At 69.6% G+C, this 24,306-nt stretch carries 22 protein-coding genes; 11 read left to right on the top strand and 11 right to left on the bottom strand.

Features of this window, described 5'->3' with window-relative positions:
• Nucleotides 1-28: 28 nt before the first annotated feature.
• Nucleotides 29-1,594, bottom strand: coding sequence for an EAL domain-containing protein (locus ACTIFS_RS07205; protein ID WP_439573378.1), 1,566 nt, complete (start codon nt 1,592-1,594; stop codon nt 29-31).
• 142 nt (nt 1,595-1,736) lie between these two features.
• Between ACTIFS_RS07205 and ACTIFS_RS07200 the strand changes: the two genes are divergently transcribed.
• The 5 genes from ACTIFS_RS07200 to ACTIFS_RS07180 all read left to right on the top strand — a co-directional run bounded on the left by ACTIFS_RS07200 (nt 1,737) and on the right by ACTIFS_RS07180 (nt 6,316).
• On the top strand, nt 1,737-2,129 hold the full coding sequence (locus ACTIFS_RS07200; RefSeq protein ID WP_439573377.1) for a RidA family protein: 393 nt from the start codon (nt 1,737-1,739) through the stop codon (nt 2,127-2,129).
• A gap of 102 nt (nt 2,130-2,231) precedes the next feature.
• A complete protein-coding gene (locus tag ACTIFS_RS07195; protein WP_439573376.1) occupies nt 2,232-2,684 on the top strand; it encodes a MaoC family dehydratase in 453 nt (150 codons plus the stop codon).
• An 83-nt stretch (nt 2,685-2,767) separates the two neighbouring features.
• Nucleotides 2,768-3,739, top strand: a complete 972-nt coding sequence (locus ACTIFS_RS07190; protein ID WP_439573375.1) for a bifunctional riboflavin kinase/FAD synthetase — start codon at nt 2,768-2,770, stop codon at nt 3,737-3,739.
• A 119-nt stretch (nt 3,740-3,858) separates the two neighbouring features.
• Entirely contained in the window at nt 3,859-5,568 is a 1,710-nt protein-coding gene (locus ACTIFS_RS07185; protein WP_439573374.1) for a methyl-accepting chemotaxis protein, read from the top strand.
• 112 nt (nt 5,569-5,680) lie between these two features.
• Entirely contained in the window at nt 5,681-6,316 is a 636-nt protein-coding gene (locus ACTIFS_RS07180; protein ID WP_439573373.1) for an FMN-binding negative transcriptional regulator, read from the top strand.
• Here the strand turns inward: ACTIFS_RS07180 and ubiA are convergent, their stop codons facing one another.
• Both ubiA and ACTIFS_RS07170 read right to left on the bottom strand, forming a co-directional pair.
• Entirely contained in the window at nt 6,317-7,264 is a 948-nt protein-coding gene (ubiA, locus tag ACTIFS_RS07175) for a 4-hydroxybenzoate octaprenyltransferase (protein WP_439573372.1), read from the bottom strand.
• Nucleotides 7,265-7,303: 39 nt separating this feature from the next.
• Entirely contained in the window at nt 7,304-7,789 is a 486-nt protein-coding gene (locus ACTIFS_RS07170) for a hypothetical protein (protein ID WP_439573371.1), read from the bottom strand.
• Between the two features lie 237 nt (nt 7,790-8,026).
• Between ACTIFS_RS07170 and ACTIFS_RS07165 the strand changes: the two genes are divergently transcribed.
• The gene (locus ACTIFS_RS07165) at nt 8,027-8,788 is read left to right on the top strand and encodes a 16S rRNA (uracil(1498)-N(3))-methyltransferase (protein WP_439573370.1); all 762 of its coding nucleotides are present in this window, start codon (nt 8,027-8,029) and stop codon (nt 8,786-8,788) included.
• Between the two features lie 248 nt (nt 8,789-9,036).
• Nucleotides 9,037-10,158 (top strand): carboxylate-amine ligase, encoded by a 1,122-nt coding sequence (locus ACTIFS_RS07160; protein WP_439573369.1) that lies wholly within the window; start codon nt 9,037-9,039, stop codon nt 10,156-10,158.
• 23 nt (nt 10,159-10,181) lie between these two features.
• Here the strand turns inward: ACTIFS_RS07160 and ACTIFS_RS07155 are convergent, their stop codons facing one another.
• Nucleotides 10,182-11,039, bottom strand: coding sequence for a LytTR family DNA-binding domain-containing protein (locus ACTIFS_RS07155; RefSeq protein ID WP_439573368.1), 858 nt, complete (start codon nt 11,037-11,039; stop codon nt 10,182-10,184).
• A gap of 110 nt (nt 11,040-11,149) precedes the next feature.
• Between ACTIFS_RS07155 and ACTIFS_RS07150 the strand changes: the two genes are divergently transcribed.
• Nucleotides 11,150-12,130, top strand: a complete 981-nt coding sequence (locus tag ACTIFS_RS07150; RefSeq protein WP_439573367.1) for an alpha/beta hydrolase — start codon at nt 11,150-11,152, stop codon at nt 12,128-12,130.
• Nucleotides 12,131-12,137: 7 nt separating this feature from the next.
• Here the strand turns inward: ACTIFS_RS07150 and hrpB are convergent, their stop codons facing one another.
• From hrpB to ACTIFS_RS07115, 7 genes are all read right to left on the bottom strand, one after another.
• On the bottom strand, nt 12,138-14,606 hold the full coding sequence (hrpB, locus tag ACTIFS_RS07145; protein WP_439573366.1) for an ATP-dependent helicase HrpB: 2,469 nt from the start codon (nt 14,604-14,606) through the stop codon (nt 12,138-12,140).
• Between the two features lie 300 nt (nt 14,607-14,906).
• Nucleotides 14,907-16,538 carry an alkaline phosphatase family protein gene (locus tag ACTIFS_RS07140; protein ID WP_439573365.1) on the bottom strand — a complete coding sequence of 544 codons (1,632 nt, stop codon included), beginning with the start codon at nt 16,536-16,538 and terminating at the stop codon, nt 14,907-14,909.
• A 208-nt stretch (nt 16,539-16,746) separates the two neighbouring features.
• The gene (locus ACTIFS_RS07135) at nt 16,747-17,721 is read right to left on the bottom strand and encodes a tripartite tricarboxylate transporter substrate-binding protein (protein ID WP_439573364.1); all 975 of its coding nucleotides are present in this window, start codon (nt 17,719-17,721) and stop codon (nt 16,747-16,749) included.
• Between the two features lie 102 nt (nt 17,722-17,823).
• A complete protein-coding gene (locus tag ACTIFS_RS07130; RefSeq protein ID WP_439573363.1) occupies nt 17,824-18,630 on the bottom strand; it encodes an alpha/beta fold hydrolase in 807 nt (268 codons plus the stop codon).
• A gap of 1 nt (nt 18,631) precedes the next feature.
• Entirely contained in the window at nt 18,632-18,775 is a 144-nt protein-coding gene (locus ACTIFS_RS07125; RefSeq protein WP_439573362.1) for a hypothetical protein, read from the bottom strand.
• Nucleotides 18,772-20,274: an acyl-CoA synthetase gene (locus ACTIFS_RS07120; RefSeq protein ID WP_439573361.1), complete on the bottom strand. Its 1,503-nt coding sequence runs from the start codon at nt 20,272-20,274 to the stop codon at nt 18,772-18,774. Before ACTIFS_RS07120 ends, ACTIFS_RS07125 begins: the two co-directional genes overlap by 4 nt.
• A gap of 99 nt (nt 20,275-20,373) precedes the next feature.
• Nucleotides 20,374-21,006: a TetR/AcrR family transcriptional regulator gene (locus ACTIFS_RS07115; protein ID WP_439573360.1), complete on the bottom strand. Its 633-nt coding sequence runs from the start codon at nt 21,004-21,006 to the stop codon at nt 20,374-20,376.
• Between the two features lie 150 nt (nt 21,007-21,156).
• Here ACTIFS_RS07115 and ACTIFS_RS07110 point away from each other — a divergent pair, with 150 nt between their 5' ends.
• The 3 genes from ACTIFS_RS07110 (at nt 21,157) to ACTIFS_RS07100 (ending at nt 24,107) form a co-directional block, all read left to right on the top strand.
• On the top strand, nt 21,157-22,368 hold the full coding sequence (locus ACTIFS_RS07110; protein ID WP_439573527.1) for a substrate-binding domain-containing protein: 1,212 nt from the start codon (nt 21,157-21,159) through the stop codon (nt 22,366-22,368).
• A 250-nt stretch (nt 22,369-22,618) separates the two neighbouring features.
• A complete protein-coding gene (locus tag ACTIFS_RS07105; protein WP_439573359.1) occupies nt 22,619-23,392 on the top strand; it encodes an ABC transporter ATP-binding protein in 774 nt (257 codons plus the stop codon).
• Nucleotides 23,385-24,107 carry an ABC transporter ATP-binding protein gene (locus ACTIFS_RS07100; protein ID WP_439573358.1) on the top strand — a complete coding sequence of 241 codons (723 nt, stop codon included), beginning with the start codon at nt 23,385-23,387 and terminating at the stop codon, nt 24,105-24,107. The genes ACTIFS_RS07105 and ACTIFS_RS07100 overlap by 8 nt, the downstream gene beginning before the upstream one ends.
• The last annotated feature ends 199 nt before the right edge of the window (nt 24,108-24,306 follow it).

Raw genomic sequence — 24,306 nt, 5'->3', positions numbered from 1 at the left:
GCGATCCTATCCGAGACGCCGCGGGCCGTCAGGACCGGTCGCGGATGAGCGCGCGCAGACCCTGGCCGATGCCCTGCCGGCGGCCGTCGCGCGTCTGGCCGCCGACCGCGCCGGCGGCAAGGGCGGCAGCGCCAAGCGAAGGCTGCGACAGGGCCGCTTGCGGACGCGGATCGGCCCGCTGCTCGGTCCGCGGGGTGCGGACGGGAGCCGGCACCTGCACCGGCGGAACCTGCAGCCCGGCCGGCTCGGCCCCGGAGAGCACCTCGGCCCGCACAGGGCGGGGCGGCGAGAACAAGGCCCCCTGGCCGAGCTTCACCTCGTAGTCGAGCAGGTCCACCACCACCGCTTCCGTCTCGATGCCTTCGACTGCCAGCTCGATCCCGAAGCGGGCGAACAGGCCGCTGAGATCGGCCGGATGGATCGAGGCGCCCGCCTCGGCAGCCCTTGCCAGCATCAGGTCGGCCGGGATCCGCACCTGGCGGAAGCCCTTTTCGGCAAGGTCGCGGGGTTCGATCCGCAGATCGCGCACCCCGTCCATCACGAAGCGGTAGCCAAGATCGACGAGGCTTGCCAGCGTCTCCACATCCAGCGGCGAGAAGGCCCTGACCGCATCCTGGCGGAACCCGATGACCAGCGAGCCGGCGACGGGCCGCGCCGCCTCCAGCATGGTCATCAGTTCGGTCGAGAAGGCGGCGTCCGCCAGCGAGGCGCCTGAAAGGTCGCAGATCAGTCCCACTTCGCGATTGCGCACTGTCAGCCGCCGGACGATCTGGATGGCGCGCGCCAGCATGTCGGCATCGAGCCGGGGCATGAGGCCGGCATCCTCGGCCAGCGATCGGTAATCGGCCGGCAGCAGCATGAGGCCGTCGGCGGTGCGCAGGCGCACCGAGGCATGATACCAGCGCACCCGCCGCTGCGGCAGGATGACCACGGGCTGGAGGTAGAGATCGTAGCGCTCCTCGGCGATGGCCGCGTCGATGACCGCGATGGCCTCGGCACGGGTCAGGCCGGCGAGGGCGCCGGGCAGGCGTTCCACGCCCTCGGTCACGGTCTGCGGTTCAAGCCTGCGGCGCAGGTCGCGGTCGATGCGGCCGAGCGCCGCCGCGCCCGGCGCCGGCGGGGCGTTCGTGCCGGTCCGGGTTTCGGGGGTCGCCGGCTCAGTCAGGGCATCGATGGCTGCGGCCGGCCCGCCGGTTGCCCGCTCGATTGCCTGCTCGTGAACCTGAAGCGTTTCGGCGAACTGCTTCACCAGCACGCCGAGTTCGCCGATCTCGCTGGCAATCGGCGCCGTGGCCGCCCGCGCCTGCTCCATCGCCACCGTCTCGAAGCGCTCGACGCGGCGCGACAGTTCCTCGACGTCGTGGGCGAGACCGACAGTGGTGCGCGTCAGGTCGTCGAGGCGCGCCTGCGCCAGGGTCCGGTCGGCGGCGCGCTGCGAGCCGAGATGGCCGATCACCATGGCCAGCATGAGACCGAAGCCAATGGCAGCGGACGCCCCCGGCTCGACCCGGCCGACGAGATAGGCAAACGCCGCCGCGGAGGCGGCGATCGCGACCATGCACAGGGCGATGAAGAAGGAGCCCGAACGGGTCATGGCGATGGGGGTCAGGCCTCTCGATCAGGATACTGGCCGGACAATGCCCCGCGCGGAAGTGATTCGTCTCGCACCAGGCTGGGCAAGTCCCCGGAAAATCGGCCACAATGCCGCTCCGTCGCCCCTGTCCGAGGATGCCGCCATGATCCGCTTCATCGATCCGCCGACCGTTCACAAGCCCGCGCCGAGCTACCACCACGCAGCGCTCCATCCGCTCGGCGGGGAACGGCTGGTCATATCCGGGCAGGTCGGCGTCCGGCCCGATGGAACGGTCGCCGAGGGGCTGGAGGCGCAGATCGACCAGGCTTTCGCCAACCTCATCGCCTGCATCGAGGCCGGCGGCATGCAGGTCACCGATCTCGTCAAGATCGTCACCTACGTGACCGTTCCCGACGCCATCGCCACGTTCCGCACGGTCAGGGCGAAGCGGCTCGGCACGCATGTGTGCGCCGCAACGTTCCTGCAGATCGCGGGCCTCGTCAGGCCCGAAATGCTGGTCGAGATCGAGGGCGAGGCCGTGCGGCAGCGGGACTGAAGGGCAGTTTCCCCTGCGAAATGATGAGACAGGTCCTCCGCCTTAGGTCCTATTGCGTTGCACCATCGGGGTCGCGACTGTGTGCGCCCCCGGAGGTGCCCCATGCCCGTTCGTTCGATCCGCTCCCTGGCGTTCGAGGATCTTTCCATCGGCCTGTCGGAACTGGTGTTCAAGACCGTGACCGACCAGGACATTGTCGGCTTTGCCGACATTTCCGGCGACCAGAACCCGATCCACCTGTGCGACCTTTATGCCTCGCGGACGCGCTTCGGTCAGCGCATCGCCCATGGCATCTACACGGCGAGCCTCATCTCGGCGGTCATCGGCACGCGCCTGCCCGGCCCCGGCGCCGTCTATCTGTCGCAGACCCTGAACTTCAAGGCGCCGGTGAAGATCGGCGACGTCGTGCGGGTTCATGTCGAGGTCGCCGAACTGATCCCCGAGCGCCAGCGCGCCCGGCTGACCTGCGAATGCGCGGTGGATGCGACCGTGGTGCTCGATGGCGAGGCGGTCGTGCGCGTGCCCATGCGCGCGGAGCTTGCCCACGCCGCCTGAGCCCGCCATTGCGGTTGCCTTGACGGCCGGCACCGGCCTCGTCAGGTTCCAGCCGCCATGACCCTTGTGCCTCCCGCAGCCCCATGCGCCTGACCCTGCCGCCGCCGCGTCCGGATGCGGCCTTTCCGGTGCTGTCCCGTGACAGGCTGGCGCCCGCCCACCTGCGGGGCGGGGTGGTCGCCATCGGCAATTTCGACGGGGTCCATCGCGGGCATCGCCATGTGGTCGGGACAGCCATCGCCGAGGCCCGCCAGCAGGGAGTGCCGGCGCTGGCCCTCACCTTCGAGCCGCATCCGCGCCAGCATTTCCAGCCGGACATTCCGCTGTTCCGCCTGAGCGATCCGCCCGGCAAGGTCCGCCTGCTGGCCGCTCTCGGTCTCGACGCCGTGGCGGTTGCCACCTTCGATACGGACTTTGCCGCCCTCGATGCCGCGGCCTTTGCGACCGAGGTGCTCGCCGGTTGGCTGGGCGCGAGCCACGTGCTGGTCGGCGCGGATTTCCGCTATGGCGCGGGTCGCACCGGCGATGTCGCCGTGCTGCAGGCGGCGGGCGCCCGCCACGGCTTTGCCCTCACCGTCTGCGAGGGACTGGCCGATGGCGGCGTGGTGATCTCATCGACGGCGATCCGCGCCGCGCTCGAGTCAGGCGATGTCGCCACGGCGGGCCGCCTGCTCGGCCATGCCTGGTTCGTCACGGGCGAGGTGATCCATGGCGAGAAGCGTGGCCGCGACCTTGGCTATCGCACCGCCAACCTGCGCCTCGATCCGGCATTGGCCCTGTCCCACGGCATCTACGCGGTGCGGCTTGGTCTCGACGGGGTCTGGCACGACGCGGTCGCCAGTTTCGGTCGCCGCCCGACCTTCGACAACGGCGCGCCGCTGCTCGAAACCCACGTTTTCGACGCCCATCTCGACCTCTATGGCCGGGAGGTCGACATTGCCTTCTTCGGCCGAATCAGGCCCGAGCTGAAGTTCACGGACGTTGGCGCGCTGATTGCCCAGATGGACCGTGACAGCCGCGACGCGCGCGCCGTTCTGGCGTCCCACGCCACCTGATTTTCACACGATCGGCATGGATAATCGTGCCCGGTGGTATCTCGGTGCGCCGCACTTTCCGCTTCGTTAACCAAACTCGGGCTTTCTTGGGTAATCCGACACCAGAGGACGGCCCCCAGATGCTTTCCCGCCTTCCAGCCTTGAAAATCGGCGCCAAGACCGTCGTGTTCGTCGTCGCCCTGCTTGCTTTCACGGGCGCTCTCACCGTGGCCGCCGGCTGGATGCTGATCCAGAGCCGCAATGCCGAATCGGCGCTCAAGGATGCGCAGACGAGCATGCGCTCGCTGACCGTCCTGTTCAACGCGGCCTTCCCTGATTCGCGCTTCACCATCGAGGGTGATCGCGTCAGGGACGTGCGGGCGCCGGCCATGCCCGGTTTTGCCAGCCACGAGATCGTCGACCGAAATGTCCAGGCGGTTGGCGGCGTCGCCACGATCTTCGTGACCGACGACAAGGGCATCTTCATGCGCCGCACGACCAACCTGAAGAAGGAGAACGGCGAGCGCGCGGTCGGCACGGCGCTTGCGCCCAATCATCCCGGCCAGGCGCCGCTCAAGGCTGGTCAGGCCTATTACGGCCCGGCCATTCTGTTCGGGCGCTCGTTCTATACGGCCTATCACCCGGTCATCGGTCCGGCCGGCAATGTCATCGGCGTGCTGTTCATCGGCATCCCGACCGAACAGCTGCAGGCCGCAGCCTTCGACACGATGGTCCGGATGGCTGGCGCCATGCTTGCTCTCGTCCTCATCCTCGGGCTGGTCGCCGCCTTCGTCGCCCGCCGTGCGGTGCGCCCGCTGGTTGCAGCCACGCAGGCCATGGAAAAGGTCGCCGCCGGCGACCTCGATGCAGAGATTCCCGTCAGCGACCGGCGCGACGAGATCGGCGATCTCACCCGCGGCCTGATCGTGCTGCGCGACAGCGCCCGCGCCGCCCGCGAGGCCGAGGCGGGCCGCCTTGGCGAGGCCGAGCAGCGCGCGGCGCGCGCCCGGCGCCTCGAACAGGCGGTCATGAACTTCGAGCAGACCATGGCGCAGCGGATCGCCGAGGCCAATCAAGCGGTCAGCGCCCTCGACGGCAGCGCCGGCCAACTGGACGGAGCCTCCCAGACTATGGGCGCCAAGGTCTCCAGCGCCTCGCAGGCAACCGATCATGCCACCGCCAACATGAACGCCGTCGCCAGTGCGGCGCACGAGCTGACGTCCTCCATCTCCGAGATCGGCCGGCAGGTGGCGGCCTCCTCGCAGGTGGCGAACCGCGCGGTGAAGGAAGCCGGCGAGACCACCAGCCGCGTTGCCGAACTCGACGGGGCCGCGCGCAAGATCGGCGAGGTGATCGGCCTGATCAACGAGGTCGCCGAGCAGACCAACCTGCTGGCGCTCAATGCCACGATCGAGGCCGCCCGTGCCGGCGAGGCCGGCAAGGGCTTCGCCGTGGTGGCGGCCGAGGTCAAGCAACTGGCCGGCCAGACCGCCAAGGCGACCGACGAGATCGCCTCGCAGGTCGGCCGCATGCAATCGGCGACGACCGCCACGGTCACGGCCATCGGCGCGATCACCGAAACCATCAGCACCATGGACGAGATCACCACGGCGATTGCCGCGGCGGTCGACGAGCAGCAGGCCTCCACCGGCGAAATCTCCCGCGCCATCGCGGAAGCCAATGGCCATGCCGATGCGGCGCGGCGCGCCATCGTCGATGTCAACGCGGCCGCTGGCGGCACCGGCCGCTCGGCTGGCGAGGTGGGCCAGGCTGGCAGGCGCCTTGCCGATTGCACGTCGAGCATCGAGGATGCCCTGAAGACCTTCGTCCAGGAGGTGCGTGCGGCCTGAGGCCGTCCCGCGATCAACGCGGCTGATCCGCCGGATCACCGCATTCCGTTGGAACGGCCGGACGGGTCACGCTACCCTCCGGCCGTTTTCCGTCGCCAGCCAGGCTTCGTCCATGTACGTGCCCCCGCTCTTCGCCTTCGACGATGCCGGCGACATGGCCGCCTTCTGCCGTGCCCATCCCTTCGCGGCCCTCGTCACGCACGGCCCGGAGGGCCTGTTCGCGACCCATCTGCCGGTGGTGCTGAAGTCTGAAGGCAAGGGCGGCGCGTTCTTCGGCCATATCGCCCGCGCCAATCCGCACTGGCAGAAGGCCGCCGACGGTGCCGAGGGCCTGCTCATCTTCACCGGCGCACAGGCCTATGTGACGCCCTCCTGGTATGCCACCAAGCGCGAGACAGCCAAGGTGGTGCCGACCTGGAACTATGCGGCTGTCCATGCCCGAGGCCGGATCACCTGGACCAGCGATGCCGGCTTCCTGCACCAGAACCTTGCCGACCTGACCGAGGCTCACGAGGCGCGCTTCGCCCATCCCTGGGCGCTGTCTGATGCGCCGGACGATTTTGTCGAGAAGCAGATGCGCGCCATCGTCGGCCTGCGGTTCGAGATCACCGGGCTCATCGGCAAGCGGAAGATGAGCCAGAACCGCCCGGCGGCCGACATTGACGGCGTCGTCGAGGGTCTGTCGCAATCGGGCGAGGCGGGCGATCGCGAGGTGGCCGGGATGGTCGAGGCACTCAGGCCGCGCTGATCAGGCCCAGCCAGCGGATTTGAGGAATGCCGCCGCCATCAGGCCGGCGAGCAGGATCAGGCCGGCATCGCGGTTCGACTTGAACAGCCTCAGGCACAGGTCCGGGTCGGCAATGTCGAGACGGCGCACCTGCCACGCAAGGTGCAGGGCGAAGGCGGCAAGGCCGGCATAGGCCAGCGTCGGCGCTGCAAGGCTCCACAGCGAGAGCGCAAACATCGCAACCGCCGCCGCGTAGAACAGCGAGAGGAACAGCGGCGTGCGTTCGCCGAACAGGAGCGCCGTGGAGCGCACCCCGACGATGGCGTCGTCCTCGCGGTCCTGATGGGCATAGATCGTGTCATAGCCGATGACCCACAGGATGGAGCCGGCATAGAGCAGCACAGCCGGAGCATCGAGGCGGCCGAAGGCGGCGGCCCAGCCCATCAGCGCGCCCCAGGAGAACGCCAGCCCCAGCACGGATTGTGGCCAGGAGGTGATGCGCTTCATGAACGGGTAGATCGCCACCACGGCCAGCGAGGCGATGCCGACCGCCCAGGCGAAGGGCTCGGCGAGCGCCAGCAGCACGGCGGCGCCAACGCCGATCTGGGCGAACATGAACAGCTTTGCCTGGCGCGGCGTGACCTGTCCTGAGGGCAGGGGCCGGGAGCGGGTGCGCTCCACCAAGCCGTCGATCTCGCGATCGACCAGGTCGTTATAGGTGCAGCCGGCGCCGCGCATCGCCACCGCGCCGATGGCGAAGAGCGCCATGTGCCATAAGTTCGGCAGCGGCCAGCCTGCGGCAAGCGCCGCGATCGCGGCCGACCACCAGCAGGGCAGAAGCAGAAGCCAGGAGCCGATCGGCCGGTCGGCGCGGGCGAGCCTCAGATAGGGGCGCCAGGCGCGCGGTGCCCGGCTGTCGACCCACGAACCCCGCACCGCATCGGCGACCCGTCCGTCGGTGGCGGTCATGGTCTCTCCGCGAGAAGGAGGGCGGGCGGCTCCGCCGCGTCAGAGCGCGCCGGGCGTGCGCAGGTCGAGCTGCGGCCGGCGTCCGACATTGGGCGCGAAGGGATTGCCGCCGCCCGCCTCCGCCTGGCGGCGCTGCCGGTCGAGCTGGGCGACGCCGTTGCAGGCCTGCTGGCGATTTCGCGTTACATTGGCAAGGCCGGTGTTCACGTCATTGACCATCTGGTCGGGGATCCGGCAGAAATCCTGATTCGTGGCGAGCCAGGCCTTCAGCTTCTGGAACGAGGCCTGGGCATTGCCGAGGGCGTTGCACGCCCGCTGCGCCGAGGCGCGGGCCTGCTGGAAGGTTGTCGGCCGGCCCCGTGGCATGGCCGCCTGGGTCTGCTGCATCACCTGCTGGTGCGACTGGATCATCGGCTGAAACTCGGCCTGGCAGATCTCGTTCGCGCGAACTGCCCCGCTGGCGAGGATGCCCCCGGTGACGGTGACTGCGAGGAGGCTGAGCCTCAGCGGCAAGCGGCGGCGCATCGCTCGTTCCCTGTCCAGATCCCGACCATGTCTGTGCTGATAGGCAGTGTGCATAGCAATGGGCCGGCATCATGGCAATGTGACCGGACCGCGCGGGCAATGGGACAGAGGGGACGGCCGGCGAGACGGCGAGGGCCTGCGCGCGGCTTCAGGGAACTGGCAGGGCTTGCGGTGGTAGGGCTTGCAGACGGCGTCGGCAGGCCGTATCGCGCCTCGGTGCCCTCATCCGGGACAGTCATGGCTCCCTCCGATTTCGCCGCCACTCGCCTGTTCGTCGATGCTCCGCTGGACAGCGGGGCCATCGTCGCGCTCGACCGCGGCCAGACGAACTTCCTCGCCAACGTGCTCAGGCTGCGCGCCGGAGACCGGATCGCCGTCTTCAACGGCCGCGACGGGGAATGGGCGGCCGTTCTGTCCGAGGCCGGCCGCAAGGCGATCACGCTCGTCGTGGGCGCGCGCCTGCGCGAGCAGCCGCCGCCCGCCGATCTCACGTTGCTTTTCGCGCCGCTGAAACATGCACGCCTCGACTACATGGTGCAGAAGGCCGTGGAGATGGGCGCCTCGCGCCTCGTGCCGGTCATGACCCGCCGCACCCAGGCAAGCCGCGTCAACCACGAGCGTATGCAGGCCAATATCGTCGAGGCGGCCGAACAGTGCGGCATTCTCGCCCTTCCTGTCTCCGAGGAGGCGGTGTCGCTGGACAAGGCCCTCGCCGGGCTGGAGCGCGGCACGCTCCTCGTCTTCTGCGACGAGGGTGCCACGGTCGCGGACCCCGTGGCGGTGCTGAGGGCGGCCGCCCATATCGGGCCGGTGGCGGTGCTGGTCGGTCCGGAGGGCGGCTTCGCGCCCGAGGAGCGGGAGGCCCTGGCGGCCCGTCCGGATGCGCTGGCCATCTCGCTTGGTCCCCGGATCCTCAGGGCCGACACGGCCGCGGTGGCGGCGCTGGCGGTCGTGCAGGCGGCGATCGGTGACTGGAGGGGCGAAACGGGCTTGTCCTGACGCGGAAGGGAAGGATGGCGGCGGAACGCGCCGACCGCGAAAGTCAAACGAATTAAGTTCACGCCAGATTTCAGTATGTTACGAAATTGTGGCAGCGCGTGACCGCTTTCGCCCCATTTTTGCCCCCCGCCCGGCCAGCCTGACGCTCGTTCGCTGACCGGTTTCGACTGGGAACCCGGCGGCAATCTGCGGGTTCCTGTCATTAGTCCCGCACCCAAATCCAGTGCCACGACATCACGGAGACACACATGTCGGACACCCGCCGCTTTGGGATGGAGGAAGAGTTCTTCGTCGTCGATGCCGAGACCAAGGCCGTCATGCGGCGCATGCCGCAAAGCTTCTTCGACGCAGCGAAGGTGCGGCTGGGCGACCGCGTCCGCAGCGAACTCCTCCAGTCCCAGGTCGAACTGACCAGCTCGGTTCACACCAGCGCCGCCTCGGCGCGAAACGAGGTGAAGGCCATGCGCGGCATTCTGGGCGAGGTGGCGGCCGATCATGGCCTTGCCATCCTCGCTTCGGGCACCCACCCCACCGCCATGTGGGCGACGCAGCGGGCAAGCGATGCCCCGCGCTATGACAGCGTGATGCACGACCTGCAGATGCTCGGCCAGCGCAATATCGTCTGCGGCATGCATGTGCACGCCGAGTTCGACGATCTCGACCGCCGCGTCGACATCATGTCGCGGCTGACGCCCTATATCCCGCTCATTGTCGCGCTCTCCACCTCCTCGCCGTTCTGGCAGGCGCGCGCCACCGGCCTGATGGGCTACCGCCTCGCGGCCTATGACGAGCTGCCGCGCACCGGCCTGCCGGAGCTTTTTGCCAGCCAGCGCGAATATGACGACTACATCGCCCTGCTGGTCGAGGCGCGCATCATCGAGGATTCCAGCTACATCTGGTGGGCGGTCAGGCCCTCGCGCCGCTTCCCCACGCTGGAGCTTCGCGCACCGGACTGCTGCACCAATGTCGACGACAGCCTGGCCATCGCCGCGCTTTACCGCTGCCTGGTGCGATACCTCCTGCGCCACCCGGAGGTGAATGCCGACCTGACGGCAGTCTCCCGAGCCATCGCGCAGGAGAACAAGTGGCGCGCCCAGCGCTACGGCATCCACGGCAGCTTCGTCGACGAAGGCCGCCGCACGACGATCTCGGTCGCAGATCTCATGCGCGAACTGGTCGAGGCGCTGCAGGAAGACGCCGAGGCGCTCGAATGCGCCGACGACCTTGCCGCCTGCCTCACCATCGTCGAGCGCGGCACCAGTGCCGACGGGCAGCTCGCCACCTGGAAGGCGGCGCTCGGCCTTGCCGAAACGCCTCACGACGCGCTGCGCGCGGTCAAGACCTGGATCAGCGTCCAGACGCTGCAGTGATCCTGCTGCAGTAACCTCGCCGATCAGGCGAGGCCGGCTTCGACCAAGGCCCGCCGTCCGGTGCGACTCACGGGAAGCTGCGTCCCGTCGGCGAGCCGGATGGCGGTTCGCATGACCGTCGCTCCGGGCGCCTCCAGAGCCTGCCGCGCGATCCAGTGCGACCGGTGGATGCGCAGGCCAGCTTCCGGCCCGAGAGCGTCCACCGCCTCCGAAAGCGGGATCAGCACGAGGGTGGCGCCGCGATCCGTGGCGACGCGGACATAATGATCCTCGGCCGACAGACTGAGGATTTGCGCGCGCCGCAGGGGCAGCGGCAGCTTCTGGCGCAAGGTTCCTGCAGGTTCAGAAGGGTCGTCGGGGGCTGGCTCTGGCACCGCCGCTGCCTGCAATGGCTCAGTGCCCATGTCCCGGCCTGCCGTCGCGACCCCCAGCCCGTGGATCGCCAGCAGGATCGCCACGTTGATCACCAGCGTCTGCGCGGCAAGTTCCGGCCAGGTCACGAAGGGCAGGGCGTGCGGCGCCGTCAGGTTCAGTAGGCCGAGGATGACCAGCCCGCCGGGTGGGGCGGCGATGGCCGCCACCACCAGTTCGCCCCAGAGCGGCATGCCGGCACTGAACAGCCAGCGTCGGACCAGCCACCGTATCAGTCCTATCACGAGACTGACGCTGGTCACCGTCGCGGCGAAATGCATCAGCCGGACCGGCAGGGCCATGCCGAGATAGGTTCCGAATGGACCGATCAGTCCCATCAGCAGCGCGGCCAGGGCCAGCACAGCCCCGCGCCGTGCCAGGCCGGGCCGGCGCAGCCAGCCCGGCCACCCGGCGCGTGAAGGGGCCTCGGGCATCCCGGTCCGCGTCGTTTCCAGCCGGGTCGGGGTCATGGTCACGTCTGGCGGGTCACTGGCGAAGGAAATGTGCGGTTCGCGAAATGGCGGCAGACAGGCCTGCGGCGGCCGGCTAGCCGATGCGCCATCCTGCCCGGAAAGGTCTCATGAAAACAATCGCCCTCGGCCTCGCCTGCCTCGTCCTTATCGCCGCAGCCGGCCTTGCCGCCGCGCTGGGCCTGTTCCGCCCCAGGGCGCCGGCACCCATCGATGCCATCCAGGCGGCCGACACCCTGATCGGCCAGACCGGCGGCGCCGTGCCGGCCTACCGCTTCATTCCCGCGCGCGATGGCCAGCCTCTCGGCTACCGGCTCTACGAGGGCCGGGCAGGCGGCGGCGTGGCGGTGCTGGTCCATGGCTCGTCGGGCTCCTCGATCGCCGTCCATGCCGTCGGCCGGGCGCTGGCCGATGCGGGCATCACCGCCTATGCCATCGACCTGCGCGGCCATGGCGAGAGCGGACCGCTGGGCGATGCCGCCTATCGCGGCCAGCCGGAGGACGACCTCGCCGACCTCGTGGCCCTGATCGCGCGCGAGCACCCCGCCGAAAAGCGCGTTCTCATCGGCCATTCGCTCGGCGGCGCCTTTGTTCTGCGGGCCGCGGCCGGTCCGGTCGGGCAGCGTTTCGACGGCGTGCTGGCGCTGGCGCCCTATCTGTCGCCCGATCCTGCGGTCAACCGGCCGAATACCGGCGGCTGGACCGATGTCGCCGTGCCGCGGATCGTCGCATTGTCGATCCTCAACCGCCTGGGTGTGTCGGTCTTCGACGGCCTGGCGGTCATTGCCTATGCCGTGCCGGCCGACGCACCGGGCAAGCGCGCCTCGATCTATTCCTGGCGCCTGCTGGCAAGTTTGTCGCTCCCGCGCGACTGGCGGGCGGCGCTCGGGCGCATCGACCGGCCGACCGAGGTGCTGATCGGCGCCGACGACCAGCTCTTCGTGCCACAGGCCTATCCGGGCGTGATCGCCAGCGCCAATCCGCGCATCCGGACCAGTCTCCTGCCCGGCATCGACCATATGGGTATCGTCATCCGGCCCGAGGCCATTGGGCCGATTGCGGCTGCAACGGAGCGCCTGCTCGGGCGCTGAGCCGCGATCAGGTGCCGCGCGGCTTGGCCCGATGGGTCGGCTGCGCGGCCGCCGGATCGTCGGGCCATGGATGCCGCGGATAGCGGCCCTTCATCTCGGCCTTCACGGCCTGCCACGAGCCTTTCCAGAAGCCCGGAAGGTCGCGCGTGACCTGCACCGGACGGTGCGCGGGCGAAAGCAGTTCCAGCCTCAGCGGAATGCGCCCGCGTGCCACCGACGGGTGGGTGGAAAGGCCGAACAGTTCCTGCACCCGGATCGCCAGCACGGGCTCCTCGCCCTCGTAGTCGATGGGGTGGCGCTGGCCCGACGGCGCGTCGAAATGGCCGGGCAATTCGGCCTCGATACGCCGCTTCACGTCCCATGGCACCAGCTGGTCGAGGGCGTTTGCCAGGTCGTCGGCGCCGATCTGGGCGAGCGCGGTCTTGCCGGCCACATGGGGAGCGAGCCAGTCGGCGGCGGTCCGGGCGAGAGCCTCGTCCGAGAGGTCCGGAAAGCTTTCGTCCACGCGCCGCAGGAAGCCGATGCGGTGGCGCAGCGCCAGCTGCGCCTTGGACCAGGGCAGGCGGTGGACGCCCAGCGCGGCGATGCCGTCGGCCAGCGCCGCAGCCGCCTCTGGCGTCGGCCGCACGGCAAGCGTCGCCTCGCCCAGGCTCACGGCGCCGATGCGGCGCGTGCGCCGCGCGCGCAGCGCGGCGGCCGTGCGGTCGAACATCACCTCCTCGCGCGTCTCGATCCGGTCGGCAAAGGCCTCCTCGATCTCGGCGAGGCTGATGGGCGCCGCCGACTGGATGCGCGAGCGTGCGGCGATGCCGCCGAGTTCGGCCACCGCCAGGAAGGTCTCGCGTGCCAGAGGTGAGGCCGGATCGACCGCGCCGCCGCGGCCGTTGACGAGCACGAAGTCGCCGTCCTTGCCACGAGCCCTGGCGACACGGTCGGGATAGGCGAGCGCGAGCACCGCGCCGGCCCGCTCCGGTCCCGCCCCGCTGTCCGGCGCCGTCTCGATGCCGCGCAGCCATCCGGCGGCCATGCGCCGGGCCTCCTCCGCACGGCGCGAGCGATCGGAGCGGAAGCGGTCGAGCCTGTGGCCGAGATGGACATCCTCGCCGCCAAGGCCGCGCTCGGAGACGATGAGGGCAAGGTCGGCGGCCAGCCGCCCCTCGCCGCGGCGGGCGGCATCCACCACCATGCGGGCGAGGCGCGGCGCCAGCGGCAGGGCGCGCAGACGCCGGCCCTCGTCGGTGATGCGGCCGTCGTCATCGAGCGCGCCGAGGCTCTCGAGAAGCGTCCGCGCCTCTGCCAGGGCCGGCCGTGGCGGCGGATCGAGAAAGGCGAGGCGCGCGGGATCGGTGACGCCCCATGCCGCACAGTCGAGCAGAAGGGGCGCGAGGTCGGCGGCGAGAATCTCGGGCGCCGCATAGGCCGGGAAAGCGCCCTCCTGCGCCGCCTCCCAGAGCCGGTAGCAGATGCCGGGCTCGGTGCGTCCGGCGCGGCCGCGCCGCTGGTCGGCGCCGGCGCGCGAGATGCGCACCGTCTCGAGCCGCGTCAGGCCGAGATCGGGCTCGTAGCGCGGCACGCGGGCGAGGCCGCAATCGACGACGATGCGGACGCCTTCGATGGTCAGCGAGGTCTCGGCAATGGCGGTGGCGAGAACCACCTTGCGGCGGCCCCCCGCAGCCGGGCGGATGGCGCGGTCCTGCTCGCCGCGCTCCAGCGCCCCATAGAGCTGGACGATGTCCACGGACGGGTCGCGAAGCGTGGCCTCGAGCCTTTCGGCCGTGCGCCGGATCTCGGCGGCCCCGGGCAGGAAGACGAGCGCGGAGCCGGTGGCTTCGGCGAGGGCACGCCGGACGATGCGCGCGACCGCGTCCTCGATGCGTTCGTTCGGGTCGCGTCCGACATGGTGGGTGGTGACCGGATAGGCGCGGCCGGCGCTTTCGATCACCGGCGCATCGCCCAGCAGCTTCGCCACCCTGGCGCCATCGAGGGTGGCGGACATGACCAGCACGCGCAGGTCCTCGCGCAGCCCCTCCTGCGCGTCGAGGGCCAGGGCAAGACCGAGATCGGCATCGAGACTGCGCTCGTGGAACTCGTCGAACAGCACGGCGCCGATGCCGCCCAGCGCCGGGTCGTCGAGGATCATGCGGGTGAAGATGCCCTCGGTGACGACTTCGATGCGCGTGCGGGCCGAGACCCTGGAGCCGAAGCGCACCCTGAGGCCGACCGTTTCGCCCACCGCCTCGCCAAGCGTTGCGGCCATCCGTTCCGCAACGGCACGGGCGGCAAGGCGCCGCGGTTCCAGAACGAGAATGCGACCTGTGCCAAGCCAGGACTCGTCCATCAGAACGAGGGGCACGCGGGTCGACTTGCCGGCACCGGGCGGGGCCAACAGCACGGCGCGCGTGCCGCCGGCAAGCGCTGCCTTCAGGGCTGGAAGGGCCTCGTCGATGGGCAGGGACGGGGGGTGGGAATGGCTCACCTGCGGGCGTTTACGGTTCCTTCACCCCGTCCGCAAGCTGGACGCCCCCGATGGCCCGAAACCGGCCCGCAGGGCGCAGCCGTTGCGAGGCACCTGTCCAAGGACGGCGCGCGTTCCCCGATGGGACAGCCGCCCTGATCCGGACCGCGAACGGGTCCGGACCGATTCGTCCGCAGCGTCGCACGGCCCGCAGAGGCCGGCCCGCGGACAGAAAGGGGGCGGCCGTCCCCAAGCTCCTCCAGGCCGCCTCCGCAACGACGGCCCGCGGCGCCCGCCGCGGGCCGTTCGTTTGTCCTCACCTCATTCCAGCCCGTAGGCCTTGCGCGCCTCGGCCAGTTCCTTCTCGTCCCAGTAGCCGATCAGGATTCCGCCACGCAGCTGTCGCGCCGGACCATAGGTCTCGATCTGGTCATCGCTCATGGTGATGCGGTTGTGGTCGGTGAGCGCCCAGGCCAGGAGATGCTCCTTCATGCGCGCGCGCACCTCCGCGTGGTCGGGGTCGTCGCCGAGATCGCGATATTCGTTCGGGTCGGTCTCAAGGTCCCAGAGCATGGGCCGGAAGCCGGGCGCGTGGACATATTTGAACCGGCCGTCGAACACCATGAACAGCCGGCATTCGTTCGGCTTTCGGCCGAGCGTGCGGCGCACGTCGAGCATGGAATAGTCGTATTCCGACACCGCCACCTGCCGCCAGCCGGCCACCGGCTCGCCGCGCAGCAGCGGCTTGAGCGATCGGCCCTCGACGATGTGGCGTGGCGGCGTGCCGCCGAAGAAGTCGATGAAGGTCGGGGCGAGGTCGATGGCCTCGACCAGCCGGTCGCAGACCGTGCCGCGTGTGCCGTCGGCCTCCTTCGACGGGTCGACGACGATCAGCGGAACCTTCACCGACACCTCGTGAAAGAGGTCCTTCTCCCCCAGCCAGTGGTCGCCGAGATAGTCGCCATGGTCGGAGGTGAAGACGATCATGGTCTTGTCGGTCAGGCCCTCGTCGTCGAGGAAGCGGAACAGCACGCCGAGCTGATCGTCGATCTGCCGGATCAGGCCCATATAGGCCGGGATCACCGTGCGCCGGACATCCTCGCGCGCGAAGTTGCGCGAGACGCGCAGATCCATGAAGGCGCCGAACACGGGATGCGGGTTCTGCCGCTCGCCATCCGAGCGAATGGCCGGCTGCACATCGTCCGCGCCGAACATGTCGTGATAGGGCGCCGGCGCGATATAGGGCCAGTGCGGCTTGATATAGGACAGGTGCAGGCACCAGGGCCGGCCGTCGTCCTTTGCCTCGCGCATGAAGTCCATGGCCCGGCGGGTCATGTAGGGCGTCTCGGAATGTTCCTCCGGGACATTGGCCTCCTTGTCGGAATGGGCCAGCAGCCAGCCGTTCTGCTTGTTCCCGTCCGGGTCGATGCCGGAATTGGCCCGGTCCTCCCACGGATTGCGCGCCGGGAAGCCGTGCTCCTCCAGATAGGTGTCATAGGCCGGGCGCGGCGCGCCGGGACGCGAGGGGTGCAGCCCGTCGTCCCGCTCATAGGGCTCGAAGCCGCACTGCGCCGCCTCGACCCCGATGACCGAGCCCTTCGGGATGCCGAGCCGCTCCATGCCCTCGTCGTCGGCCGTCATGTGCGTCTTGCCGACCAGCACGTTGCGGACGCCGAGGTCCTTCAGGTGCCGGCCGAGCGTCGGCTCGCCGATCCGCAGGGGGAAATTGTTCCAGTGCGAGCCATGCGAGCGCATGTAGCGGCCGGTATAGAAGCTCATGCGCGAGGGCCCGCAGACCGGCGACTGCACATAGGCGCGGGTGAAGCGCACGCCGCGGGCGGCCAGCGCGTCGATATTCGGTGTCTTCAGCCGCGGATGCCCATAGCAGCTCAGATAGTCGAACCGGAGCTGGTCGCACATGATGAAGAGGATGTTCTTGTCGGCATGCGGCATGGGGAGCGGTTCCGTGCTGGCTTCCTGTTAGGCCCTCGAAAAGGCCCCACCCTTACTCTCCCCGCGCCTTCGCGCCGAGAGGGGGACGATGAAGAACTGCCCATGCCGTTCCGCCGGGCCTGGCTCCACCGTCGCAATGGTGCGCGACGCCGAAGCCCCCTCTCCGCGCGAAGGCGCGGGGAGGGTAAGGGCGGGGCAGGTTCGCAGCCTAGGACGGCTTGAAGCCTGACGCACGGACGGCCGGCGTCCAGGCCTCGTGATCGGCCTTCTGGATCGCCGCCAGCTCGGCCGGCGTCGAGCCCTTCGGCACCATGGACAGGCGCAGGATGCGCTCCTTCACGCTGTCATTGCGCATCGCCGCCATCACCGCCTGGCTGACCTTGCCGATGCCCTCGGCCGGTGCTCCGGCCCGCGTGTAGAGCGCATACCAGGCCCCGCCGGCAATCGGCACGCCCGCCTCCGTGAAGGTCGGCACGTCGGGCAGGAACGGCGAGCGCTCGCGTCCCGAGACGGCCAGCACCCGGATGCGGCCTGCCTTTGCAAGCTCGGTGACGTCGGAGGTCGTGGTCATGACCATCGGCACCTGGCCGCCGACGAGATCGGTCAGGGCCGGCGCCGAGCCGCGATAGGGCGCGTGCTGCATGGGCACCCCGATGGTCGCACCCATGAGCGCGCCGAAGAAATGCGGCAGGTTGCCAACCCCCGGAGACCCGTAGGTGGCTCGGCGTGGGTCCTGCTTCAGCCAGGTGATCAGTTCCGCAAGCGTCTTTGCCGGCGTGTCCGGATGGATCGCGAGTGCAAAGTCGAAGGTGGTGACCAGGCTGATCGGCGCCAGATCGGTGAAGGGATTGTAGGGCAGCTGCGGGAAGACGATGGGGTGGATGATGATCGGCGCCACCGGGGTCAGCAGGAAGGTGCGCCCGTCGGCCGGCGCGTTGATCACCGCCTGCGTGCCGATCTGGCCGCCGGCCCCCGGACGGGCTTCCACGAAGGTCGTCTCGTTCAGCGCCTTGGCGATCTCGTCGGCGACGATGCGGGTCAGGGCATCGCCCGCGCCACCGGCCGCGAAGGGAAAGACGAAGCGCATCGGCCCGGTCTGTGCCCTGACCGCCGGGGCCGCGAGGGTGGCGGCGGCTGCGCCAAGCAAGGCGCGACGGTTCAATCGATTGATCCAAGGGGTCATGCCCGTTCCTCCCATTGTGATGACCGGCTGTTCTGTCGTGCCGGATTGAAGCCGGGAGAATGGCAAAGGCAGGGGCTGATGGCTACCCGCTGCCTGCGCGGCTCAGGGCGTCGCAAGGTCGCGCGCGAAGCCTGCGACCAGCGCGTTGAAGGCATCGGGGCGTTCGACATGCGGCGCGTGGCCGGCGCCCTGGACCACGGTCGCCCGCCCCGCGGGCGCGTGCGCGGCGATCCAGCGCGCGACCTCCGGCCGGTAGAGCCGGCTCTCCGCGCCGGCAATGGCGAGGACGGGCACCGGCAGGGTGCGGACCGTCTCGCGATGGTCCGCCTCGACCAGGGACCGCCAGAGCGCGGCCATGATGGTCCCCTGCCGGCGGGCGATCTTCTCGCTCGCGCGCGCCGCGAGCAGGGCTCCGCAGGGGCGGTCGGGTGCGAACATGGCCTCGGCGATGCGCGGCGCATAGCGCTCCCAGGCCGTTCCCATGCGCTCGGCGGCCGCGAGGGCCTCCACGAGCGTCTGCCCGTTGGCAAGGCCGAAGGACCAGTCCGGCGCGTTCGGCACCTTCGGCGTCATATCGACGATGGCAAGGCCCGCGACACGGCCGGCACCATGCCGGGCGATCAGATCGAGGGCGACGGTCGCCCCCATCGACCAGCCGACCAGAACCACCTTCTCGTTGCCCGTGCGCGCGAGCAGGTCTGCGGTCGCATCGGCGAGGCCGGCAATCGTGGCAGGCTCCTGTCCGATCGGTGCCCCGTCATGGCCGGGCAGGTCAGGCGCGATGACGCGAAATCCCTCCAGCGCAAGCGGTCGCTGGCCGTCGAAGAAGCTGCGATCGACCGACCAGCCGTGCAGGAACACCAGCGGCCGCCCGGTGCCGATATCGGTGAGGCCGGGGGCGGTTGCCATGTCAGGCTTTCGCCGCCGCGGCCAGGTCCTGCACAAGGACGGGCGCGCGATCACTGGCCGGTGTGCCGCCGTCCCGGCCGAACAGCTTCCCTCCCGGCTGCCGGGCAAACGACGCATCGTCCGGCAGCCCCGGAGCCGCGATCATGCGCCCCTCCCGGAGACGAGGCCGCGCAGGACGTGCTTCTGGATCTTGCCGGCCGCCGTGCGCGGAAAGTCGGTCACGATGGTGACGTGCCGCGGCACCTTGTAGGCGGCGAGACGGGCCCGCGCATGGGCGCGGATTTCCTCGGGTTCGGCGCTGGCTCCGGGCCTCAGTAGCACCACGGCGTGGCCGACTTCGCCCCATTTCTCATCGGGAACGCCGAGAACGGCAGCCTCCAGCACGGCCGGGTGGGCATGGAGCGCGATCTCCACCTCGGCCGGATAGACGTTCTCGCCGCCGGAGATGTACATGTCCTTGATGCGGTCGACGACGTAGTAATAGCCGTCGCCGTCCTGCCGGCCGACATCGCCGGAGCGCAGCCATCCGCCGGGCGCGAAAGCCCGCGCCGTCGCGTCCGGATTGTTGAAATAGCCGGGCGTGATCCCGGGGCCGCGGAACAGCATTTCCCCGCTCTCGCCCTGCGCGACGTCGCGATCGTTGAGATCGACGAGCCGCACCTCGGCAAGGATCTGCGGCCGGCCGACCGAACCGATCTTCTCGGCAGCGCGCTCCGCCTCCATCAGGAAGACGGTGGGGCCGGTCTCGGTCATGCCCATGCCGTTGCAGACCGTGACACCGCGTTCCATGAAGGAACGCAGAAGCGGTTCGGAGATCGGCGCGCCGCCGCAACCCCAGTGGCGCACGCGCGAGAAGTCCGTGCTGGCGAAGGCCGGATGGAGGCTGATCGCCTGATAGATCGCCGGCACGCCGAAGAACAGCGACAGGCGCCCCCTGGCGATCAGGTCGATGACCGTGTCCGGTTCGAACTTCGGGATGATCCGCGAGACGCCCCCGGCCATGAATACCGGCAGGGCATGCAGGTTGATGCCGGCAGTGTGGAACAGCGGCAGGAAATTGAGCGTGTCGTCGCCGGCGGTCAGCCCGGTCGCCTGCCGGATGTTGACGTAATTGGCCAGCGCCATGCCGGCCGTCTGGATCACCGCCTTGGGTTTTCCCGTCGTCCCGGATGTGTAGAGCAGATACCAGGGCCGGTCGGTCTCCCAGGGCTCCGGCGCCGCAACGGCGGGGGGCGTTGCAGTTCGCCCGGCCTCGTAGCCGGCAAGGGAGAGGATCGGCACGACCCCGGCGAGGTCGGCGGCGAGGTCCGCGCAGGCCTCGTCCGCGATGAGCAACCTGGCTGAACAGTCGGCGAGGATCGGCGTCAGTTCGGCCGGGGTCAGCCGCCAGTTCAGCGGCACCATGACGAGGCGCGCGCGGGCAGCGGCGAACAGCAGCTCGAAGAAGGTCGCGTTGTTGTGGCACAGCACCGCGAACCGGTCGCCCTCGGCGAGCCCCTGGGCGGCCAGGAAGGCGGCGCCACGGCCCGCCGCATCGTCCATCTGGCCATAGGTGACGCTGCGCCCGGTGACGATCTCCTCGAAACAGACGGTGTCGGGCGAAAGCTGCGCGCGGCGGCAGCAGAGGTCGGGCACGGTCCTCATGCAGCCCTCGCGGGCAAGCGGAGGCGCCCGGTCGCCGCAGCCTCGAAAAGGGCGGAACCCGAAGGCGTGCGGGCGGCGATGGCGGTGAGGACCAGCGGCTCAGCCATGGCCGGGAGGCTCCCGACGCGGTGCAATGCCATGGGCGACGAGGTCGAAGGCGGCCTCCACCGCACGGTCGAGGGTCTCGGATGTGTCGTAGAGCGAGAAGCGCCGGCCCACCATGTCGGTGACCCCCATCAGGGCCCAGGCGCGCACCTCGGCATCGCCGGCCGCGATCTCGCCGCGGGCGGCGGCGTCCTCCAGCAGGTCGCGATAGCCGGCGGCAAACTCCTCGTAATAGGAGCGGTGGATGGCGGGATCGACGAACTGGGATTCCGCCACCACCCGGTAGAGGTTCGGGTTGGCGCGCACGAATTCAAGGAAGGCGTGGATGCCCAGGCGCTCGGCCGCCAGCCGGTCCGGCGCCCCCACGATCGCGCGGGTGAGGTGATGGCGCAGCCGCCGGCCCATGCGCAGGACCAGCTCGCGCAGCACCTCCTCCTTGGAGCGGAAGTAGAGATAGAACGTGCCCTGCGCGACATCGGCCTCGGCCGTGATGGTGGCGATCGAGGCCTCGGCGAAACCGCGTGCGCCGATCTCGCGCTCGGCGGCGTCGAGAATGCGCTGGCGTGTCCGCTCGCCGCGCTGGGTCTTCGGTGCCGGCAGGGGACCTGCCGGATGAGGCTGGGACATGAGCGTTCCCGTCGGCGTTTCCGTCATCGGCCTGTCGCCGGAGGGCTTCGGGCCTGCTTCCCGCTTGACGCGTTTCTGGCATAACGCTAGCGTCACATGAAACATGACTCAAGTGTCAGTTTCATGTTCTGGATCAGGGAGGATCCCATGCTGAGGACAAAGCTTGCGATGGCCGCCGCCACGCTGGCGCTTGCCGTCTCGTCCTATGCCGGCGAGGCCGTGGCGCAGGTGCGCGACGTGAAGATCTGCCTGATCGCCGGCCGCACGGGCCCGCTGGAGGCCTATGCGAAGCAGACCGAGGTCGGCTTCATGATGGGCCTCGAATATCTCACCCGCGGCACCAATACGGTCGGCAACATGCGCATCCAGGTCATCGTCAAGGATGACCAACTGCGTCCCGACCGCGGCAAGGCGCTGCTGGAGGAATGCTACAACGACGACGGCGCAGCGCTGGCGGTCGGCACCACCGGCTCGCCGGTCGCGCTCGCCATGCTTCCTGTCGCGGAGGAGGCGAAGAAGATCCTCATCGTCGAGCCGGCCGTGGCCGACAGCATCACCGGCGCGCGCTGGAACCGCTATGTCTTCCGCACTGGCCGCTCGTCCTACCAGGATGCGCTGGCCGCCGCCGCCTCCATCCCCGAGAACGAGGATGTCTCCATCGGCATGATGGGCCTGGACACCGCCTTCGGCCGCGACGGCGTCGCTGCCTACAAGGCAGCGCTCGCCGCCATCCGTCCGCGCGCCCGGATCGTCGCGGAGGAATATGCCGCCGGCAACACGGCCGATTTCACGCCCTTCGCCGAGCGTCTGTTCGCGGCCCTGCGCGACCGGCCCGGCAAGCGCATCATCGGCTTCATCTGGGCCGGCGCCCACCCGATGGCGAAGTTCGTTGACATGCGCCCCGAGCGGTTCAACATTTCACTCGCCCCCGGCGGCAACATCCTGCCGGCCATGAACGCCTGGAAGGCCTTCGCCGGCACCGAGGGCGGCATTTACTACTACTACGACTTCCCGCGGAACGCGCTGAACGACTGGCTGAAGGCCGAGTATCAGAAGCGCCATAACGCGCCGCCGGACTTCTTCGTGGCGGGCGGTTTCGCGGCGGCTGCCGCCGTGGTGGCGGCGCTGGAAAAGGCCGGCTCGACCGATACCGAACGGCTGATCACCGCCATGGAGGGCATGACCTTCCAGACCCCGAAAGGCCCCATGACCTTCCGGCCGGAGGACCACCAGGCGCTGCAGGAAATGTATCACTTCCGTATCCGCCCGAATGGCCGCGACAACGACATGCTGGAACTGGTGCGCACCATTCCGGCCGCCGAGATGCCGCTGCCGATCACCAACAACCGGCGCACGAACTGACGGTCGGGCGCTCCGGAGCGGCCGGGTTCTCCCGGCCGCTAGCGCTGGCCTGCTGCATGGCACGACGCGATGTGCGTCCTTCGAGGCTCGCTTCGCTCGCACCTCAGGATGAGGTGAGGGGGTGATCTGCACCCGCGTCCGTGTGGCGAACCGTCCAGGCTTCGACCGACAGCCATGCCGGTTTCAACCTTCCTCATCCTGAGGTGCGAGCGAAGCGAGCCTCGAAGGACGCATTTGCCGGATGTCACCCATGCCACCCGTCCTCGAAACGCGTGACCTGACCATCCGCTTCGGCGGCCATGTCGCGGTGGACAGCGTCTCCTGCGCCTTCCATGCCGGCACGCTGACCGCCATCGTCGGGCCGAACGGGGCCGGCAAGACCACCTATTTCAACCTGATGTCGGGACAGCTCACGGCCAGTGCCGGCATCACGCTGCTGGACGGCGAGGACGTGTCCGGCCTCGGCGCCGCGGGCCGGGCCCAGCGCGGCATCGGCCGTGCCTTCCAGATCACCAACCTGTTCCCCAATCTCACCGTGGCGGAGAACGTGCGTTTGGCCGTGCAGGCGCGCGGGCGCGCGGCGGCCAGCCTGTTCTCGCTCTGGTCGCGCCATCGCGACTGGATCGACAAGGCCGACCACTATCTTGCCGAGGTCAATCTCGACGGCGTGCGCGACACCGTGGCGGCCGCCCTGCCGCATGGCGACAAGCGCAAGCTGGAGGTCGCCATCATGATGGCGCTGGAGCCCCGCGTGTTCATGTTCGACGAGCCGACCGCGGGCATGTCGGTCGACGAGGTGCCGATCATCCTCGACCTGATCAACCGGCTGAAGGCGCGCGGCGACAAGACGATCCTCCTGGTCGAGCACAAGATGGACGTGGTGCGCTCGCTCGCCGACCGCATCGTGGTGCTGCACAACGGCCAGCTCGTCGCCGACGGCGAGCCGGCGGCGGTCATCGCCTCGCCGGTCGTGCAGGAGGCCTATCTCGGCCAGGCGCCGAAGGCGGAGGCGGCCCATGTCTGAGCCGCTCATGAGCCTTGAGGGCGTCCATACCCATATCGGCCAGTACCACATCCTTCAGGGCGTCGACCTCGATCTGCCGAAGGAGGGCATGACCGTGCTGCTGGGGCGCAACGGCGCCGGCAAGACCACGACGCTGCGCACGATCATGGGCCTGTGGAAGCCCTCGCGGGGCACGATCACGTTCGACGGCCGGCCCATCGGCGGCATGCCGACGCCGGACATCGCTCTCTCCGGCATTGCCTATGTGCCCGAGACCATGGCGGTCTTCGCCGACCTGACGGTGGCCGAGAACATGACCCTGGCGGCCCGCAACGGCCCGCCCGATGCCGCCCGGCTCGACTGGATCTTCGGCCTGTTTCCCGCGCTCAAGAAATTCTGGCAGCTGCCGGCCGGCGTCCTTTCCGGCGGCCAGAAGCAGATGCTGGCGATCGCCCGCGCCATCGCCGAGCCGCGCCGGCTCATTCTCATCGACGAGCCGACCAAGGGCATCGCGCCGGCCATCATCGAGGCGATGATCCAGGCCTTTGCCGAGCTCAAGCGCGAGACGACCATCCTGCTGGTCGAGCAGAACTTCCGCTTCGCCGCCAGCCTCGGCGACCATGTGGCGGTGATGGATGACGGCCGCATCGTCCACCGCGGCGCCATGGCCGACCTTGCCCGCGACGAGACCCTGCAGCAGCGCCTGCTCGGCCTGTCGCTGGACGCGCATCAGTGAGGGCGGCGCGATGACCAGGGATGCTTCAGCCCGTCAAACCCGGCGAGCCCGCAGGGCGAGGGAAGGGGGGCCAGCAAACGATGGCCGGGTGCTGTTCGGTTATCTGGCCGGGTTCCCTGGATCCCCTTCCCCTCGCTTCGCTCGGCCGGGGATGACCGCGGGTTCATGGTCTGGCGGTGCGTGTCGCGGCGCGCGAGAG

It is taken from the genome of Phreatobacter sp. (assembly GCF_051860605.1).
Lineage (GTDB): Bacteria > Pseudomonadota > Alphaproteobacteria > Rhizobiales > Phreatobacteraceae > Phreatobacter.
This window is presented reverse-complemented; position numbering and strand designations above follow the sequence as displayed.

Coding starts and splice junctions, on each gene's coding strand:
- ACTIFS_RS07140 (WP_439573365.1), bottom strand. CDS start 16,538: ATGCCGCATGCCGACAAGAACATCCTCTTCATCATGTGCGACCAGCTC.
- ACTIFS_RS07190 (WP_439573375.1), top strand. CDS start 2,768: ATGCGCCTGACCCTGCCGCCGCCGCGTCCGGATGCGGCCTTTCCGGTG.
- ACTIFS_RS07130 (WP_439573363.1), bottom strand. CDS start 18,630: ATGGCAACCGCCCCCGGCCTCACCGATATCGGCACCGGGCGGCCGCTG.
- ACTIFS_RS07105 (WP_439573359.1), top strand. CDS start 22,619: ATGCCACCCGTCCTCGAAACGCGTGACCTGACCATCCGCTTCGGCGGC.
- ACTIFS_RS07185 (WP_439573374.1), top strand. CDS start 3,859: ATGCTTTCCCGCCTTCCAGCCTTGAAAATCGGCGCCAAGACCGTCGTG.
- ACTIFS_RS07170 (WP_439573371.1), bottom strand. CDS start 7,789: ATGCGCCGCCGCTTGCCGCTGAGGCTCAGCCTCCTCGCAGTCACCGTC.
- ACTIFS_RS07160 (WP_439573369.1), top strand. CDS start 9,037: ATGTCGGACACCCGCCGCTTTGGGATGGAGGAAGAGTTCTTCGTCGTC.
- ACTIFS_RS07200 (WP_439573377.1), top strand. CDS start 1,737: ATGATCCGCTTCATCGATCCGCCGACCGTTCACAAGCCCGCGCCGAGC.
- ACTIFS_RS07155 (WP_439573368.1), bottom strand. CDS start 11,039: ATGACCCCGACCCGGCTGGAAACGACGCGGACCGGGATGCCCGAGGCC.
- ACTIFS_RS07180 (WP_439573373.1), top strand. CDS start 5,681: ATGTACGTGCCCCCGCTCTTCGCCTTCGACGATGCCGGCGACATGGCC.
- ACTIFS_RS07120 (WP_439573361.1), bottom strand. CDS start 20,274: ATGAGGACCGTGCCCGACCTCTGCTGCCGCCGCGCGCAGCTTTCGCCC.
- ACTIFS_RS07165 (WP_439573370.1), top strand. CDS start 8,027: ATGGCTCCCTCCGATTTCGCCGCCACTCGCCTGTTCGTCGATGCTCCG.
- ACTIFS_RS07150 (WP_439573367.1), top strand. CDS start 11,150: ATGAAAACAATCGCCCTCGGCCTCGCCTGCCTCGTCCTTATCGCCGCA.
- ubiA (WP_439573372.1), bottom strand. CDS start 7,264: ATGACCGCCACCGACGGACGGGTCGCCGATGCGGTGCGGGGTTCGTGG.
- ACTIFS_RS07135 (WP_439573364.1), bottom strand. CDS start 17,721: ATGACCCCTTGGATCAATCGATTGAACCGTCGCGCCTTGCTTGGCGCA.
- ACTIFS_RS07100 (WP_439573358.1), top strand. CDS start 23,385: ATGTCTGAGCCGCTCATGAGCCTTGAGGGCGTCCATACCCATATCGGC.
- ACTIFS_RS07125 (WP_439573362.1), bottom strand. CDS start 18,775: ATGATCGCGGCTCCGGGGCTGCCGGACGATGCGTCGTTTGCCCGGCAG.
- ACTIFS_RS07115 (WP_439573360.1), bottom strand. CDS start 21,006: ATGTCCCAGCCTCATCCGGCAGGTCCCCTGCCGGCACCGAAGACCCAG.
- ACTIFS_RS07205 (WP_439573378.1), bottom strand. CDS start 1,594: ATGACCCGTTCGGGCTCCTTCTTCATCGCCCTGTGCATGGTCGCGATC.
- ACTIFS_RS07195 (WP_439573376.1), top strand. CDS start 2,232: ATGCCCGTTCGTTCGATCCGCTCCCTGGCGTTCGAGGATCTTTCCATC.